At 53.7% G+C, this 15,047-nt stretch carries 17 protein-coding genes; 10 read left to right on the top strand and 7 right to left on the bottom strand.

All coding sequences use genetic code 11. The features are described from left to right. The first annotated feature begins 18 nt into the window (after positions 1–18). A complete protein-coding gene (locus ACJJI6_RS13315; RefSeq protein WP_108731811.1) occupies positions 19–495 on the top strand; it encodes an Lrp/AsnC family transcriptional regulator in 477 nt (158 codons plus the stop codon). A 53-nt stretch (positions 496–548) separates the two neighbouring features. Here the strand turns inward: ACJJI6_RS13315 and ACJJI6_RS13310 are convergent, their stop codons facing one another. Together ACJJI6_RS13310 and ACJJI6_RS13305 are read right to left on the bottom strand one after the other, a co-directional pair. Continuing rightward, positions 549–1,598 carry a HupE/UreJ family protein gene (locus tag ACJJI6_RS13310; protein ID WP_475713455.1) on the bottom strand — a complete coding sequence of 350 codons (1,050 nt, stop codon included), beginning with the start codon at positions 1,596–1,598 and terminating at the stop codon, positions 549–551. Next, positions 1,598–2,455: a peptidylprolyl isomerase gene (locus tag ACJJI6_RS13305; protein WP_475710805.1), complete on the bottom strand. Its 858-nt coding sequence runs from the start codon at positions 2,453–2,455 to the stop codon at positions 1,598–1,600. Before ACJJI6_RS13305 ends, ACJJI6_RS13310 begins: the two co-directional genes overlap by 1 nt. Positions 2,456–2,685: 230 nt before the next feature. Between ACJJI6_RS13305 and ACJJI6_RS13300 the strand changes: the two genes are divergently transcribed. Beyond that, complete coding sequence (locus ACJJI6_RS13300; RefSeq protein ID WP_282934243.1) at positions 2,686–3,090, top strand: DUF4345 family protein; 405 nt, start codon at positions 2,686–2,688, stop codon at positions 3,088–3,090. Between the two features lie 68 nt (positions 3,091–3,158). Here the strand turns inward: ACJJI6_RS13300 and ACJJI6_RS13295 are convergent, their stop codons facing one another. The 5 genes from ACJJI6_RS13295 to ACJJI6_RS13275 all read right to left on the bottom strand — a co-directional run bounded on the left by ACJJI6_RS13295 (position 3,159) and on the right by ACJJI6_RS13275 (position 8,267). Continuing rightward, positions 3,159–3,989, bottom strand: a complete 831-nt coding sequence (locus ACJJI6_RS13295) for a sterol desaturase family protein (RefSeq protein ID WP_475710803.1) — start codon at positions 3,987–3,989, stop codon at positions 3,159–3,161. Between the two features lie 178 nt (positions 3,990–4,167). Next, positions 4,168–5,235 carry a helix-turn-helix transcriptional regulator gene (locus tag ACJJI6_RS13290; RefSeq protein ID WP_108731816.1) on the bottom strand — a complete coding sequence of 356 codons (1,068 nt, stop codon included), beginning with the start codon at positions 5,233–5,235 and terminating at the stop codon, positions 4,168–4,170. Positions 5,236–5,238: 3 nt separating this feature from the next. Beyond that, on the bottom strand, positions 5,239–5,805 hold the full coding sequence (locus ACJJI6_RS13285; RefSeq protein WP_108731817.1) for a lytic transglycosylase domain-containing protein: 567 nt from the start codon (positions 5,803–5,805) through the stop codon (positions 5,239–5,241). Between the two features lie 121 nt (positions 5,806–5,926). Beyond that, on the bottom strand, positions 5,927–7,654 hold the full coding sequence (locus tag ACJJI6_RS13280) for a proline--tRNA ligase (RefSeq protein ID WP_475710801.1): 1,728 nt from the start codon (positions 7,652–7,654) through the stop codon (positions 5,927–5,929). 214 nt (positions 7,655–7,868) lie between these two features. Next, complete coding sequence (locus ACJJI6_RS13275) at positions 7,869–8,267, bottom strand: HU family DNA-binding protein (RefSeq protein WP_282934239.1); 399 nt, start codon at positions 8,265–8,267, stop codon at positions 7,869–7,871. A 287-nt stretch (positions 8,268–8,554) separates the two neighbouring features. Between ACJJI6_RS13275 and ACJJI6_RS13270 the strand changes: the two genes are divergently transcribed. From ACJJI6_RS13270 to tolQ, 8 genes are all read left to right on the top strand, one after another. Then, positions 8,555–8,827, top strand: a complete 273-nt coding sequence (locus tag ACJJI6_RS13270) for an FmdB family zinc ribbon protein (RefSeq protein WP_282934238.1) — start codon at positions 8,555–8,557, stop codon at positions 8,825–8,827. A gap of 77 nt (positions 8,828–8,904) precedes the next feature. Next, on the top strand, positions 8,905–10,683 hold the full coding sequence (aspS, locus tag ACJJI6_RS13265) for an aspartate--tRNA ligase (RefSeq protein WP_444940017.1): 1,779 nt from the start codon (positions 8,905–8,907) through the stop codon (positions 10,681–10,683). Between the two features lie 105 nt (positions 10,684–10,788). After that, positions 10,789–11,532, top strand: a complete 744-nt coding sequence (locus ACJJI6_RS13260; RefSeq protein ID WP_282934236.1) for a YebC/PmpR family DNA-binding transcriptional regulator — start codon at positions 10,789–10,791, stop codon at positions 11,530–11,532. A gap of 150 nt (positions 11,533–11,682) precedes the next feature. After that, positions 11,683–12,210 (top strand): crossover junction endodeoxyribonuclease RuvC, encoded by a 528-nt coding sequence (gene ruvC, locus ACJJI6_RS13255; protein ID WP_282934235.1) that lies wholly within the window; start codon positions 11,683–11,685, stop codon positions 12,208–12,210. A 57-nt stretch (positions 12,211–12,267) separates the two neighbouring features. Further along, positions 12,268–12,879, top strand: a complete 612-nt coding sequence (gene ruvA, locus ACJJI6_RS13250) for a Holliday junction branch migration protein RuvA (protein WP_282934234.1) — start codon at positions 12,268–12,270, stop codon at positions 12,877–12,879. 23 nt (positions 12,880–12,902) lie between these two features. Next, positions 12,903–13,922: a Holliday junction branch migration DNA helicase RuvB gene (gene ruvB, locus ACJJI6_RS13245; RefSeq protein ID WP_475710799.1), complete on the top strand. Its 1,020-nt coding sequence runs from the start codon at positions 12,903–12,905 to the stop codon at positions 13,920–13,922. A 12-nt stretch (positions 13,923–13,934) separates the two neighbouring features. Continuing rightward, positions 13,935–14,339 (top strand): tol-pal system-associated acyl-CoA thioesterase, encoded by a 405-nt coding sequence (ybgC, locus tag ACJJI6_RS13240; protein WP_282934233.1) that lies wholly within the window; start codon positions 13,935–13,937, stop codon positions 14,337–14,339. A 4-nt stretch (positions 14,340–14,343) separates the two neighbouring features. Then, positions 14,344–15,033: a protein TolQ gene (gene tolQ, locus ACJJI6_RS13235; RefSeq protein ID WP_475710797.1), complete on the top strand. Its 690-nt coding sequence runs from the start codon at positions 14,344–14,346 to the stop codon at positions 15,031–15,033. The last annotated feature ends 14 nt before the right edge of the window (positions 15,034–15,047 follow it).

Here is a 15,047-nt window from a genome sequence, read left to right as displayed (position 1 = left end):
TCAAAAGAAAATAGCTCCGTGAAAATTGACCGGCATAATTTGCGTATTTTGCAGGCCCTGCAATCAAACGCACGTACAAGTAACCTGAATTTGAGTGAAAAAATTGGATTATCGGAAAGTGCCTGCCTGGCCCGGGTTAAACGCCTGACCAGTGAGCGCTATATCCGCGAGTTCTTTGCCGAGATAAACCTGGATAAAGTTCGGCATGCAGAGTTTTATGTAAACGTTGCGCTTAAGCGGCAGGATGCCCGTACCAGTGAGAACTTTCGCCGCATTATTAGCGATATTCCACAGATTGTTTCCTGTGTGAAGATGTCTGGTGAGTTCGACTATATGCTGCATTTCGTCTGCCCGGACGCAGCAGATTTTAATCGAGTCTCAGAGCAGTTGTTGGCCAATGAAGAGGCGGCGATTTCCCGTATGACTTCTCATTTGGTGATTGAGAAAACCAAGCCTTTTACCGGCTACCCACTGGAACTCTTGTTTCAGGACTGAGCCTTAAATTAACCGGTGCCCGTGATTTGCAGGGCGCCGGTTAATGTTCTCTGTTATGGGAAAACAATAAGCAGGCTGCGCTCAATCACCCAGTAGCAGGCAATGCCCCCCAGCGTATACGCGATCACTGTAGCGACTGGTATTCCGATACCTCCACCCTCCCCGAAAGAGTATTGTTCGCGGTTCCGAATGGCATACCCTAGCCAGAGTTTGAGGAGCTTTTGATACAAGTTGATTGCTGTAAGAACAGCAGTGATAAATACTAATTGCCCCACTTCCACACCGAGATTAAAAGTCAGTAATGCCTGGGGAATAGCCCCCTGGGGAAGCCCAATTTCCCCCAATACATCGGCAAAACCCAAACCGTGTAAAAGTCCAAAAGCAAAGGCAATTGCCCATGGATAGCGACTGGTCAAACTGAAAACACCATGCCTCTGGCGTAGAGCCTCTCTGGCTGCCAGTAAAATACTGAGGGCGATAATCGCCTCCACTGGCGCCGATGGCAGATGGATATAGCCCAGTACGGCAGCTGCCAAGGTAATACTGTGGGCGATAGTGAAAGCAGTGATAGTGCCGATCAGCTGGCGAAGGCTTTGTTTGAGTAAGATCAGGGCCAAAACGAACAGCAAGTGATCGACACCGAGAAGAATATGTTCAACGCCCAGCACAAAGTAAGTTTGGGCGACTTGGAACTCGCTGGCGGGTTGGTCAAGGGTCCATTCTGGCTGGTCTGGTGTCAGTCGGATAACTTGCTCACGCCCATCTAACCAGGAGATCCGCACTAGCGCATCGGTCATAGTGCTCTGTAGGCCATCGATATGAATCGACAGCTGTTGTAGCTCCCTGGGGTGATGGATGGTCCAGTGCTCTGTGTAGTAGCCCTTACTTATTTGCGCTCTGGGTTGGCTTAGGGGGGAGGCAGCTTGGTTCAAATGGACATTCAGAGCGAGGCGAAGATCGCCTTGTGCGGGCAATCGCCAAAGTACTTTAAATAATTGTGCATCAACTTGAGTGATGCCCAGGTAAGCCGGGCGCAGTTCGTGGGCAGATAGTATTGGAGTAGAGCTGAGGAGCAGAATGAACAGGAGTGGCCGTATGTGCATCACTTGACGGCAACCTCGGCTGAGAAGTTATCCGGCTTGTGGACAGTGACCTCGTAGTTTTTACGGTACTGGAGATACTGCTCCTGCAGAATCTTCTTTTGCGCCTGGAATTGCCAATCATTTAGTACGCGGCTGCGTAACTCAGCCAATGCCGGTAGCTGGGTGGACTTGATTTCCTCAAGGAGGATCAGGTGATCGCCGAAGGTCGAGCGGACTGGACCACTCCACTTGCCAATAGGCAACTTGGATAATTGAGCGGAAAATCCCAGCCCAAATTGCCTGTCTATTCGTGGCTCTGAAGTGTCGATAAAAGCAGCTGGCAGTAGGGTTGAGTCTCCAATCATTGGCGAAGCCTGACCGCTGTTTAGCTGCATAAGTAAGTCGTTAAAATCACGTGAATCTGATGAGGCCAGATCCACTGAGAAAAATCGTTGTTGGAAAGATAGGGTGAGGGGAAGCTGGTATTTATCGGCCTGGCCTTGAAGGAATTTCTCCAATACTCGATCGCCTGGGTCTTGAGTGTCAGTGAAATTACGCGCCGTAAGTTCCATTTTCATTCGCAGGCGGCGGCGGATTACCGTGTCGTTCTCGGCTAATCCCAGGGCAAGCGCTTCCCTGTAAAGTATTTCCTCTCTTAGGTAATTCTCAATAAGTTGCTCCAGCTCGCTATCGGTGGGGTACCTGTGCCACTTGCGCTCAAACACCGAACGTAGATGTTCGACGCGCCCCTCGCTGATAACAATCTCTTGTGCAGGCGGTTCCAGGATTTCTCCCAATCCCAATAGGATTAGGGCGATCGAAATAAAATACAGCAGGGGCTCTTTCGCCAATGACTTGAGGAAGGTGGTGGTATTCAAAAGCGCGGCCCTTATTTTGGAGTGGGTCGGAGTTGCGCTGTGGATTCTAATTATGGAAAGACATTCTCAGTTTGCCAGTAAGAAATTATTGATAAATCCATCGCTTTGTACCAAATTGGTGAATTGTTCCGGCGTATGGCGGGGTGTGGCTCATATATACTGTGACAGTACTCCAAAGCGGTGTTCCCCTTGTATAGGGGTGAGTAACAGAAATTAGAGGGGAGAATCGATTGAAATATTTGGGAAGAGTCTATTTGACACTCAATCTATTGGTTTTTGCTTCTATTGGCCTTTGGGCCCTGTTTAAGCCGCAGAGCCTTGCGAATGAAGTGGATTTTTCATTTGATACCCCCGAAGCCATGCCCGAGTTTATGGCCACTTATGGCGGGTTTATGTTGGCCATTGCGGTGATTCTACTGGTGGCTTTGGCTATGCGCCCGCACCGCAGGGTTGCTTACGCTGCGATGTCTATCGCCTATATCGGCTTCGCTCTTGGGCGCCTCTACGGAATGTTATTTATCAGTGGTTTTGACCAGCGCAATTTAGTGCTTTTTGCTATCGAAGTCGTCTTTGTGATTTGGGGACTTTATTGTTATCGAGAATCCCGCTGGTTGCCTTTGCAGCATGGCCATTAACACGGTTGTTACGACTAGTAGAAAGGAGCCGGGGGAGCCCCGGCACCCATTTAAGTAATTTGAGTGGGTTAAGCGTGAGCTTTTGCGCCTTCTGCTGCACTGCTGTCTATTTCTATCTCTTTTTCTCCCCCGTGTAATTGCCCATCCACCGCTTGCCGGAAGACTTGCTTGTAGTCCTTAAACTCTGTGCCCATCCATCGATCCCACCAAGTGAAGTAAAAGCCGTAGTTGCCCTGGAAGCGCTGGTGATGCAAGTCGTGGTGAGTCGTGGTGGTGAGCCTGTCCATAGGGCCGTCGACCCAGCTGCGGGGGTGGAACTCGCGGCCAGTGTGCAGCATGGCGTTGCGGAAGATGCTGATAAATAAAAAGGTGAACCAAATAGTTGGATTAAGCGGCAGTATCAGCGCAATTAGGGGGGAGAAAGCGCCCATCAGGACCGCTTCACCTACGGAAAAACTGTATGCCGTCCAGGGCGTGGGTGTTCTGGACTGATGGTGTAGGCGGTGGAAGTGTTTAAACACCTTGGGATGGTGCATACCTCGGTGGGTCCAGTAAAAATAAGCGTCGTGGATCAAAATCACTACTGGCAGGCTGGCAATACTCCACCAGAGTGGATAATCGCTCCACTGCCAGTAAAATTTGGTCAGTCCCAGATCGTGCATCATGGTGGTAATAACCCCTACCAGGGTAAAGATACACACCGTTAATAGTGAATAACTCACCTCCCGCCGAATATCTTTCCACTCGGCACGACGCTTTTGGATACGGCGCCGGTTCATCCAGGTGCGAAATAGCCAGCCGGCCAAAATACTCATTACTGAAGCGGCCAGCACATAGCGAAATAAACTCAACTGGAAATGTTTGGCTCCGTCCTGGGATATGTCGACTAAAAAATCCATATTCTCACCATCATTATTCTTCTATTGAAGGGAGACTCACCGGTGTTAAATCGGGTCTCGGTGAGCCGGGTACGCAGCGGGAAAATCGCTTTCACCGCGCTCCCAGTCTGGGAGCCTTTTACTTTGCGGGCTTACGGAATATGAAAAAATGCTGACGGATTCTTTCAGGAGAGGAGATTCAGGCGGGCAGCTTTTCCCGGCGGTACTCAGTGGGAGTTTGGCTGTGACGGCGCTTGAAAGCAGCGTTAAATGGGCTCAAGGAGCGATAACCGATGTCCAGAGCAATGGTGAGTACTGGCAAATGGGCCTGCTCCGGGTCTGCCAACCGGTTGCTGGCCTCATCAATACGAAACTGATTTAGGTATTCGTTAAAATTGCGATAACCCAGGTGGCGATTAATCAGCACACGCAGCACATGTTCGCGAATATCCAACTGCTCCGCGAGCTCCCTGATGGTGAGTCCGGTGTGGCGATAACCACCGTTGTGCATATGTTCCTGTAATTTTTGCAGCTGGGTTTGCTGTTGTTCATCCAATTCAGGTGGCGGAGCTAAAGGCTGTTCTTCCTCCTCTGGCTCGCTGCTCTTCGGGCGCGGCAAGGATTCTCCCAGAGCGCTGGGGGAAAGGGCCAGCAACCATAGGCAGGCAACCAGTGACAACAGGCTGGCAAATAGTGCGTGCAGTGTCGGTACACCGTTGGGAAGCGGGCGGTAAGCAAAGATAGATTCTGCGCCAATTACCACCAGCATATAGGCGCCGACGGCGATAAGTAGGGTTGTGCGCAGGCGTCGGCGCTCTGCGACCAAGTCCAGGTGAAATTGCCGCTGTAGTGTCAGTAGGCCGAGGCTGATTAAACCGAGTTTGAGTAGCTGCGAAAGGGTAAATAGTGGGGATTGCTGATCTGACGTCAATGGCAAGGGTGCGTGGTAGGCGACTATACCGATGACCAGGGTAATACCAATCGGGATCCAGCCCCACAGGGGAAAAGGTTCTTCCTCGCGGCATAACAGGTGAGTAAACAGCCAAAAAATTGCGGGAATCAGAGTAATTGGCAGGTTAAGCAAGAGCGCAGTAGGTCCACTCAATTGTGGCAGGATGGGCCAGAGTAAATAGCAGATCACGGCTATCAGCAGGGCCAGTAAGCAGCGCCCGGCAACAAGCCGGTAGTGATGTATAGCAACCTTGGTTGCTGCCAATAAAAGAAGAGCGCATGCACCGCCGGAGAAAAATAAGTAGCCGGCGGTCATCGTTTATCTCCAGCGCTCGGCCCAGGCATCCAGGACCTTGCTGCTATAAGTATGGCGGCCGTAGCTACCATTGTAATAGGCGAGGGCGTTGGCTAGATTGCCTTTGGCTTTTTTGATGTAGTGTTTAAGAATGGTACATCCGTACCTTAGATTGGTGTCCATATCGATCAGGTTATCGTCGGGTCGACCGATTTCATTTTTCCAGAATGGCATTACCTGCATCATACCCAGAGCGCCAACGCGGGATATCGCATAGGGGTCAAAAGCACTCTCAATCTGGATAACCGCCAATACAATTTCCGGGCGCAGCCCGGCCCGAGTTGCCTCACGGTGGACGGCTTTCAGTACGTGCATCCGCCGCTTGGGATCTTTGATATAGCGGGACAGAGGCTGGGATTTAGACATTAGCCACACTTCCGCATCGAAGCGGTCCACAAAGCTGTCGGCCTGGGTAACTGCGTCCTGCAGGGCGAGGCGCAACTCCGGGTCGATCTCGGCTCTACTGCTTTGAGCCTGGGCGGCACAGCAGGTAAGGCAGAGCAATAAGAGGGCGGTGGCTTTTTTTATCATGGGGTGATTCTACGAAAAGCCCGGCAAAATGGGCAGTGTGATTTTGTGACGCCGCCGATAAAAAGCATTTTTGCCGTAAGAGGTCCCGGCCTGCTTGGGGGCAGACCGGGCGGCTCGACAATTATTGATTAAATTTTTCCAATAACACTTCTTCGAGCTGGGATACGGCAAACTCCTGGCTTTCCGCATCTCCGCGACCCTTATATTCCACCACACCTTTTTCCAGGCCGCGATCGCCGATAACAATGCGGTGGGGAATGCCGATCAGCTCCACATCGGCGAGCATAGCGCCCAGTCGCGCTTTGGCTTCGTCCATTAGCAATACATCAATACCCTTGCTGCGCAGGGACTCATACAGGTGCTCGCACCTCTCCCTTACCACATCGCTCTTGTGCATATTGATTGGCACAATCGCCAGCTGGAAAGGTGCAATCGCAGTGGGCCAGATAATCCCTGAGTCGTCGTGGTTCTGCTCGATCGCCGCAGCGACGATTCGGGAAACGCCGATGCCATAGCAGCCCATGGACATAACCTGCTCTTTACCGTTTTCATCCAGTACTGTGGCATTCATAGCGCGGCTGTACTTGTCGCCTAACTGGAAAATGTGGCCGACCTCGATCCCCCGTTTGATTTCCAAGGTGCCCTGGCCATCGGGGCTGGCGTCGCCTGCCACTACATTGCGTAGGTCTTCGACGCGGCCCAATTCCACATCGCGACCCCAGTTCACACCGGTTAAGTGGTAGTCATCGCGATTGGCGCCGCAGATAAAGTCTGCCAGGTGCGCTGCAGAGCGATCCACAACAGTCTCGATCTTTATGCCCACCGGGCCCAGGGAGCCAATGTTGCAACTGAGTTCTTCGGCGATGCGCTCTTCCGAGGCGAACTGAATGGGGCTGGCGATTCCAGCCAGCTTCTCTGCTTTTAATTCGTTCAGCTCGTGATCGCCACGCAGTACCAGGGCAATTAATGGAGCGGTTTCACCCTCTTCGCACTCGCCTAGAACAATCAGGGTCTTTACTGAATGGGCGGGATCACTTTTCAAAAACTCGCTGACATCGGCGATGGTTTTTTGGTTCGGCGTATGAACTTCCTGCATTTCCTGCGACGGAGCAGGGCGCTCGCCAGCTGGGGCAACCGCTTCTGCCAATTCGACATTGGCGGCGTAGCGGGATTCTGTAGAGAAGGCGATATCGTCTTCGCCGCTCTGCGCCAGCACGTGGAATTCGTGAGAGCTGGAGCCACCGATTGAACCGGTGTCTGCCAGTACCGGGCGGTAGTCCAGGCCAATGCGCTCAAAAACCTGGCAGTAGGCGCCGTGCATAATATCGTAGGTTTCCTGCAGGGAGTCCTCGTTCACGTGGAAGGAGTAGGCATCCTTCATGGTGAATTCGCGCGCGCGCATTACGCCAAAGCGCGGACGGATTTCATCGCGGAATTTAGTCTGCACCTGGTAGAAATTGGCGGGCAACTGCTTATAGCTATTGATTTCACCGCGGATCAGGTCGGTGATGACTTCCTCGTGGGTCGGGCCCAGACAGAAGTCATTGTTGTGGCGATCCTTGATGCGCAGGAGTTCGGGGCCGTATTGCTGCCAGCGGCCGGACTCTTCCCAAAGCTCTGCCGGCTGCACTACCGGCATCAGTACTTCCAGGGAGCCAGCGCGGTCCATCTCTTCGCGAACAATGCGCTCGACTTTGCGCAACACCCGCAACCCGGTGGGCAGCCAGGTGTAGAGACCTGAAGATAGACGGCGGATCATGCCGGCACGCAGCATCAGCTGATGGCTGATCACCACTGCGTCGTTGGGAGTTTCTTTTTGGGTTGCGATGAGATAACGAGATGCGCGCATAGGAATTATATGGATTCTATTACGGGTAAGCTGGCTATTTTACGCTATTCGCTGGGCAATAAATATTGCCTGGGGGCAGTATTGCCTTAATGCGGATTGCCTTTTGCTATACCGGGGTATCTATTTAGCAGGTGCCTGGGCACTGGCTTGGAATGGGAGTGAATAAAAAACCCCGCATAAGCGGGGTTTTTAAGCTGAGGCTTTACAGAGTGTATTAGTTCTCTGCCATTTCCTTCAGCTTCTTCAGTGGGCGAACTTTAACCTGGATGCTGGCAGGCTTCGCCTTGAAGGTAGTCTCTTCACCGGTGAACGGGTTGATACCCTTGCGAGCTTTCTTAGCCGGCTTTTTCACGGTGGTGATTTTCATCAGGCCCGGCAGGGTGAATTCGCCAACTGCGCGCTTCTTGATGTGGCCTTCGATGATATCGTTCAGCTCGTCCAGAACAGATTGAACCTGCTTGCGGGACAGCTCAGTGCTTTCTGCAATCTGATTAAGTACTTGAGTCTTAGTGTACTTTTCCTTGATTGCTTTTACTTTCTTGGCCGGTGCAGCTTTGGCCGCAGCTTTCTTTGCCGGGGCCTTTTTAGTAGCAGCTTTCTTGGAGACAGCCATGGCTTACTTCCTTCTTTGTTGTTCGGTATATATCCGGTAAAAGTGTGTTTTTTCTCCCGCTGCGCTGCATCCGTTACGGGTGTCTCAGCGGGTGATGGGGGAAGTATATATAGTTTTTGTTCGGCCGCACGAAGAAATACTAGAAAAATAGTGCTTTTTTTACATTTTTTAGCCTCACGTCGCCTTTATGGGACGCTTTACCCAGGGAAAAGACCCGTGCAGCTTCTTACCTCTGTAGGCCTCATGTATACTCTCTCCCCCTTTTTTTAAGCACCAGGTACTGTGTAATGCCGATATATGAATACCAGTGCAATGCCTGCGGCCATGAAATGGAAGCTTTGCAGCGGATGAGCGATGACCCGCTCAAAGACTGCCCAGCTTGCGAGAAGGCCGAGCTGCGCAAGAAAATCTCAGCGGCTGGATTTCGCCTGAAGGGCGCCGGTTGGTATGAGACTGATTTTAAAACTGGTAGCAAGAAAAACCTCGCTGGCGGTGACTCTGCCAACAGTGGTAAGGCCAAAAGCGACAAGTCTGGCACAGCGGCGGCAAAGACGGCCTAGGCGAGCTGTGCGGGGCTGTCCGTGCGGTGTACCCTCTAACTAATCTTTTCACCTATCGATAACGGGAATTTTCATCCATGCGCAGCGATTACTGTGGCGTCCTTCGTTCTGCGGACATTGACCGCGTAGTAACCCTCTGTGGCTGGGTCGACCGCCGCCGCGATCACGGCGGAGTGATTTTTATCGACCTGCGCGACCGCGAGGGAATTGTACAGGTGGTGTTCGACCCCGATGCGGCCGAACACTTCGAGATGGCCGATCGCGTGCGCAGCGAATATGTGCTTAAAGTGACAGGTCGTGTGCGCGCCCGTGCCCCAGAGGCCGTGAATCCCAATATGGTGACCGGTGAAGTTGAGGTTTACGGCACAGAGCTGGAGATCCTCAATACTGCTGAGACAGTGCCTTTCCAGCTGGATGAGCACACCGAGGTGGGTGAAGATATCCGCTTGAAATACCGCTATCTGGATCTGCGCCGCAACGAGATGCAGAACAACCTGTATTTCCGTTCCAAGCTGACTACCGCAATCCGCAATTACCTGGATGAGCACGGCTTCCTCGATATCGAGACCCCAATCCTGACCCGCGCCACCCCAGAAGGTGCCCGGGATTACCTGGTGCCGAGCCGCACCCACGAGGGCAAGTTCTTCGCCCTGCCACAGTCACCACAGCTGTTTAAGCAGTTGCTGATGGTTTCTGGTTTCGATCGCTACTACCAAATCGCCAAGTGTTTCCGCGATGAGGATTTGCGCGCTGATCGTCAGCCTGAATTTACCCAGATTGATATTGAGACCTCCTTCCTCGACGAAGAGGAAATCATGTCGATCACCGAGAATATGGTTCGCAAGCTGTTTAAAGAGCTTAAGGGTGTTGATCTGGGTGAATTCCCGCGCATGACCCACTACCAGGCGATGCTGCGCTACGGTTCCGACAAGCCGGACCTGCGTATTCCGCTGGAGATGGTGGAGATCAAGGACCTGATGACCGAGGTGGACTTCAAGGTATTCTCTGGGCCGGCCAATGATCCGAAGGGACGTGTTGCTGCGATTAAAGTACCTGGCGGTTGTAAGAAACTGACCCGCAAGCAGCTGGACGATTACGGCAAATTTGTCGGTATTTATGGCGCCAAGGGCCTGGCGTACATCAAGGTTAACGATCGCTCTGACCTGGAAAATGGTCTGCAGTCGCCAATCGTTAAATTCCTGCCGCTTGAAACCCGTGCAGCCATTCTCGATCGCCTGCAAGCAGAAGACGGTGACGTTCTTTTCTTCGGCTCGGACAAGGCCAAGATTGTCTCCGAGGCCCTGGGTGCATTGCGCTGCAAGCTGGGTGAAGACCTGGATCTGTACACCAGCGAGTGGGCGCCGCTATGGGTTGTCGCTTTCCCGATGTTTGAAGAAAATGACGATGGCAGCCTGACTGCGTTGCACCACCCCTTCACAGCGCCTTCCTGTACCCCGGAAGAGTTGGAAAAGAATCCGCTCGAAGCACTTTCCCGCGCATACGATATGGTACTTAACGGCACCGAGCTGGGCGGTGGTTCTGTTCGTATCCACGACCAGTTGATGCAGGAAGCGGTATTCCGCATCCTGGGTATCGATGCTGAAGAGCAGCGCGAGAAGTTCGGCTTCCTGCTGGATGCACTCAAATACGGTGCGCCGCCCCACGGTGGCTTGGCCTTTGGCCTGGATCGCCTGGTGATGTTGATGACCGGCAGTGACTCTATTCGCGATGTTATCGCTTTCCCGAAAACCCAGAGCGCCGCCTGTGTGATGACAGATGCCCCGGGTACCGTAGATGCGAAACAACTGCGTGAGCTGAGTATTCGCCTGCGACAAAAAGAAGAAAAAATCAGCTGATTTTTCCCCGATGGGCCGAGCGAAGCGGGCCCATCCAATCGTAGTGATGGGCGATTCGCTTCGCTCTTTGGCCCATCCTACGCACTGACTGAAGAGAGACGGAAAATGGCCGGACATAGTAAATGGGCCAATATTAAGCACCGCAAAGCAGCTCAGGATGCCAAGCGGGGCAAGGTCTTTACCAAGATCATTCGCGAGTTGACGGTAGCTGCCAAATCGGGTCCAAACCCGGACGATAACCCGGCGCTGCGCGCCACTATCGATAAGGCTTTGGGCGCCAACATGAAGCGCGACACCATCGATAAAGCTATCGCCCGTGGCGCCGGCAATGCGGATGGTGAAAACTACGAAGCCGTAGTTTACGAGGGCTACGGCGTTGGTGGTGTAGCGGTCCTGGTGGAGTGCCTGACTGACAACCGCAACCGCACTGTGGCTGAAGTGCGTCACGCCTTCACCAAGCGCGGTGGCAACCTGGGTACCGACGGTTCCGTGAGCTATCTGTTTACCCGCAAAGGTCAGATGTTCTACGAGACCGGAGTGGATGAAGATGCGTTGATGGACGCAGCTCTCGAAGCCGGGGCTGAGGATATCGAATCCAACGATGACGGCAGTGTTGAAGTTACCACTGAATTCCAGGACTACCTGACGGTTAAGGACGCCCTGGTTGCAGCTGGTTTTACCCCGGACAGTGCCGAAATTGCCATGATTCCGTCCACCACGATTCCGCTGGATAAAGACGGTGCTGAAAAAGTACTCGCTCTGATCGAGATGCTGGAAGACTTGGATGATGTGCAAAACGTTTACACCAATGCGGATATTCCGGCAGAGGTGATGGAGGAGCTGGGCTAAAGCCGGTTCCGTAACTGGAGGCGGCTACTGTCCCGCCTCTGGTTTTTTATCTTTTCAAGCCCTTCTTACTCCCCCTCCCTTGACGCTTCCTGTTCACCTTGGGACACTCCCACCACTATATAAACATACAGATATTTGGGGAGCTGCCTTTTGACCCGAATCCTGGGTATTGACCCCGGCTCGCGAAAAACGGGCTATGGAATTATCGATGTGGAGCGGGGCAAGGCTCGCTATGTGGCCAGCGGGGTGATTCGTATTCCCGAAGGTGCCCTGCCTGAGCGCCTCAAACTGATTTTTGATGCAGTGAGCCAGATCGCCCAGCAATACCAGCCTGCTCAGATGGCAATTGAAAATGTTTTTATGTCCAAGAGCGCCGGCTCCGCCCTGAAATTGGGACAGGCCCGGGGGGCAGCTATTGTGGCAGGGGCAAATAGTGGTCTGGCAGTAGCCGAATATGAAGCTCGCAAAGTGAAGCAGGCAGTGGTCGGCAACGGTGGAGCGGATAAATTGCAGGTCCAGCATATGGTGAAAACCCTGCTGTCCCTACCTGCGTCGCCCCAGGAGGATGCCGCCGATGCGCTGGCCGTGGCTCTGTGTCATATGCATACCGAGCAAACCCTGGTATTTACCGCTGGCGGTGCGCGCAGTCGTTTTCGTCGCGGCCGCCTGAGCGTGTGATCGGCTGGTAGAATTGGCCCCGTAAAGGGCGCAGACAATATAAACCTGGAATAACACATGATTGGAAGATTGAGCGGTACCCTGGCCGCAGTGCAGCCACCTCTGCTGTTGGTGGATGTACAGGGGGTGGGCTATGAAGTGCTCGCACCCATGACCACGATTTTTGAACTGCCCGCACTGGGGCAGCCGGTACAGCTGCACACTCATTTAGCGGTATCCGAAACTGCCCAGCAGTTATATGGTTTTATTCGCGATGGGGACCGCAAATTGTTTCGCACCCTGATCAAGGTGAGTGGAGTGGGTCCCAAGATGGCCCTGGCTATTTTATCCGGGCTGGACGGCGCTGCCCTGGCCCGTTGTGTGTCGGAGGATAATGTAGCGGCGCTGGTCAAAGTCCCCGGCGTCGGTAAAAAGACTGCCGAGCGCCTGATTGTGGAGCTGCGGGATAAATTGACCCCGGATTTTGGCGACGCCAACGATATCCCCCTGATGGCCGCTGCTGCCGAGCCCAAGGTGGATCACACCGGTGAAGCGGAGAGCGCCCTGGCGGCTCTGGGTTACAAGCCCACTGAAGCCAGCAAAATGGTGGCCCGCGCCAGCAAGGAGCAGCCGGATGCCGATAGTGCGACTTTGATTCGCCTGGCCCTTAAGGGAATGGCCCCCGCTTAATCTGAGGCCCTGGAGTTGTTGCAATGATCGAAGCCGACCGTTTGGTGGCACCGGAGCCCGTGGGCCCCTCGGGCCAGGAAGAGCAGTACGACCGCGCCGTGCGCCCCAAAACCCTGGATGATTATGTGGGTCAGCCAGTGGTGCGGGAGCAAATGGAAATCTTTATTCAGGCTGCCAAGTTGCGCAAAGAGGCCCTGGATCACACCCTGGTATTCGGACCGCCGGGGCTGGGTAAAACCACCCTGGCAAATATCATCGCCGCTGAAATGGGAGTGGCCATTAAGACCACCTCGGGCCCGGTACTGGAGAAGGCTGGCGATCTGGCTGCGTTGATGACCAACCTGGAGCCGGGGGATGTGCTTTTTATCGATGAGATCCACCGCCTCAGCCCCCATGTAGAAGAGGTACTGTATCCGGCGATGGAAGACTACCAGCTGGATATTATGATCGGCGAAGGACCTGCGGCACGCTCCATCAAGCTAGACCTGCCACCCTTCACATTGGTGGGAGCCACCACGAGGGCGGGCCTGCTTACCTCGCCACTGCGGGATCGCTTCGGCATCGTCCAGCGGCTTGAGTTCTATAACGTTGAGGATCTCACCAGTATTGTCCGTCGCTCCGCTGGCCTGATGGGAGTGGAGATGGATGAAGGTGGTGCTCTCGAAGTTGCCCGTCGAGCTCGGGGTACCCCCCGAATAGCCAACCGCCTGCTGCGCCGCGTGCGCGATTACGCCGAAGTTAAAGGTGATGGTGCCGTGGATTCCGGAATTGCCGATGCCGCCCTCAACATGCTCAATGTGGATTCCCGTGGTTTCGATCAGCTGGATCGCCGTATGCTATTGGCCATGATCGAGAAGTTCGATGGTGGACCGGTGGGGGTGGACAGTCTCGCTGCAGCAGTCAGTGAAGAGCGGGATACCCTGGAAGATGTATTAGAGCCCTACTTGATTCAGCAGGGTTATATCACCCGCACACCGCGAGGGCGAGTGGCAACCGGCCTGGCCTACGAGCACTTCGGCCTGCCGAAGCCAGATAATAAGTAGAGAGAGGATGGGGTGAAGGAAGTTTTCAGTATTCCGCTGCGAGTTTATATCGAGGATACCGACGCAGGTGGTATCGTTTATTACGTCAATTATTTGAAGTATATGGAGCGCGCGCGCACAGAACTGCTGCGCTCCCTCGGGTATGATAAGCCGGCGATGCCAGAACAGGGTCTGTTACTGGTGGTGCACTCCGCCGAGATCCAGTATCGAAAGTCCGCACTTCTTGATGATGCATTGCGCGCTACGGCCTCGATTGGCAAACTGGGGCGGGCCGCAGTGACTTTTGAGCAAAAAATCTGGCGCGGCGATGAGCTAATTTGCGAAGGTGTGGTCAAAGTTGCTTGTGTCGCTGACGACAGCCGCAGGCCCTGTGCCCTGCCGGAACCTATTTATTCAGCATTAAAGGCAGTTATTTAAGAAGATGAACGCCGGTGAACAACTTTCTCTTTGGGGGCTAATCCAGAACGCTAGCCTGTTGGTACAGTTAGTAATGCTGCTGCTGTTACTGGCCTCTGTGGTGTCCTGGGTGATGATTATCCAGCGCGGGCTATACCTGTCCCAGGCCAAGCGCTCCCTGAACAATTTCGAACGCCGCTTTTGGTCCGGTGCCGACCTGAACAAACTCTTCCGCGAAGGTAACGAGCGAGCGGAAAAAGGCAAGACGGATGGCGTTGAGTCCCTTTTCCGCGCCGGTTTTACCGAGTTTACCCGCCTGCGCCAACAGGGCAGCAGCGGCCCTGAAGCGGTGATGGAAGGCACTGAGCGGGCCATGCGTGTGGCTATGTCCCGGGAGCAGGAAATGGTGGAAATGAACCTGCCGTTCCTGGCAACCGTAGGCTCTGTCAGTCCCTATATCGGCCTGTTTGGCACTGTGTGGGGGATCATGAACTCCTTCCGTGGCCTCGCCACTATGCACCAGGCCACTATTGCTACGGTCGCACCCGGTATCAGTGAAGCGTTGGTGGCTACGGCTATGGGCCTGTTTGCAGCAATTCCTGCGGTGATGGCTTTTAACCGCTATTCCGCCAAGGCGGAGTCGCTGTTGTCCAGCTACGAAACTTTCGCCGAGGAGTTTTCCTCTATCCTGCACCGCAAAGTGCATTCTGGCTGAGTAGTGAATAGGCG

The sequence above is a fragment of the Microbulbifer maximicatervae (SeqCode) genome, from assembly GCF_056232625.1.
The sequence above is the reverse complement of the archived record's forward strand: the minus strand, read 5'-3'. Positions and strand labels throughout refer to the sequence as shown.

What these genes read in the sequence shown, in the direction of transcription:
- ACJJI6_RS13310 (WP_475713455.1), bottom strand. Translation starts at nt 1,598, where the DNA reads ATGCACATACGGCCACTCCTGTTCATTCTGCTCCTCAGCTCTACTCCA.
- ACJJI6_RS13295 (WP_475710803.1), bottom strand. Translation starts at nt 3,989, where the DNA reads ATGGATTTTTTAGTCGACATATCCCAGGACGGAGCCAAACATTTCCAG.
- ACJJI6_RS13290 (WP_108731816.1), bottom strand. Translation starts at nt 5,235, where the DNA reads ATGACCGCCGGCTACTTATTTTTCTCCGGCGGTGCATGCGCTCTTCTT.
- ACJJI6_RS13285 (WP_108731817.1), bottom strand. Translation starts at nt 5,805, where the DNA reads ATGATAAAAAAAGCCACCGCCCTCTTATTGCTCTGCCTTACCTGCTGT.
- ACJJI6_RS13280 (WP_475710801.1), bottom strand. Translation starts at nt 7,654, where the DNA reads ATGCGCGCATCTCGTTATCTCATCGCAACCCAAAAAGAAACTCCCAAC.
- ACJJI6_RS13275 (WP_282934239.1), bottom strand. Translation starts at nt 8,267, where the DNA reads ATGGCTGTCTCCAAGAAAGCTGCTACTAAAAAGGCCCCGGCAAAGAAA.
- ACJJI6_RS13270 (WP_282934238.1), top strand. Translation starts at nt 8,555, where the DNA reads ATGCCGATATATGAATACCAGTGCAATGCCTGCGGCCATGAAATGGAA.
- aspS (WP_444940017.1), top strand. Translation starts at nt 8,905, where the DNA reads ATGCGCAGCGATTACTGTGGCGTCCTTCGTTCTGCGGACATTGACCGC.
- ACJJI6_RS13260 (WP_282934236.1), top strand. Translation starts at nt 10,789, where the DNA reads ATGGCCGGACATAGTAAATGGGCCAATATTAAGCACCGCAAAGCAGCT.
- ruvA (WP_282934234.1), top strand. Translation starts at nt 12,268, where the DNA reads ATGATTGGAAGATTGAGCGGTACCCTGGCCGCAGTGCAGCCACCTCTG.
- ruvB (WP_475710799.1), top strand. Translation starts at nt 12,903, where the DNA reads ATGATCGAAGCCGACCGTTTGGTGGCACCGGAGCCCGTGGGCCCCTCG.
- tolQ (WP_475710797.1), top strand. Translation starts at nt 14,344, where the DNA reads ATGAACGCCGGTGAACAACTTTCTCTTTGGGGGCTAATCCAGAACGCT.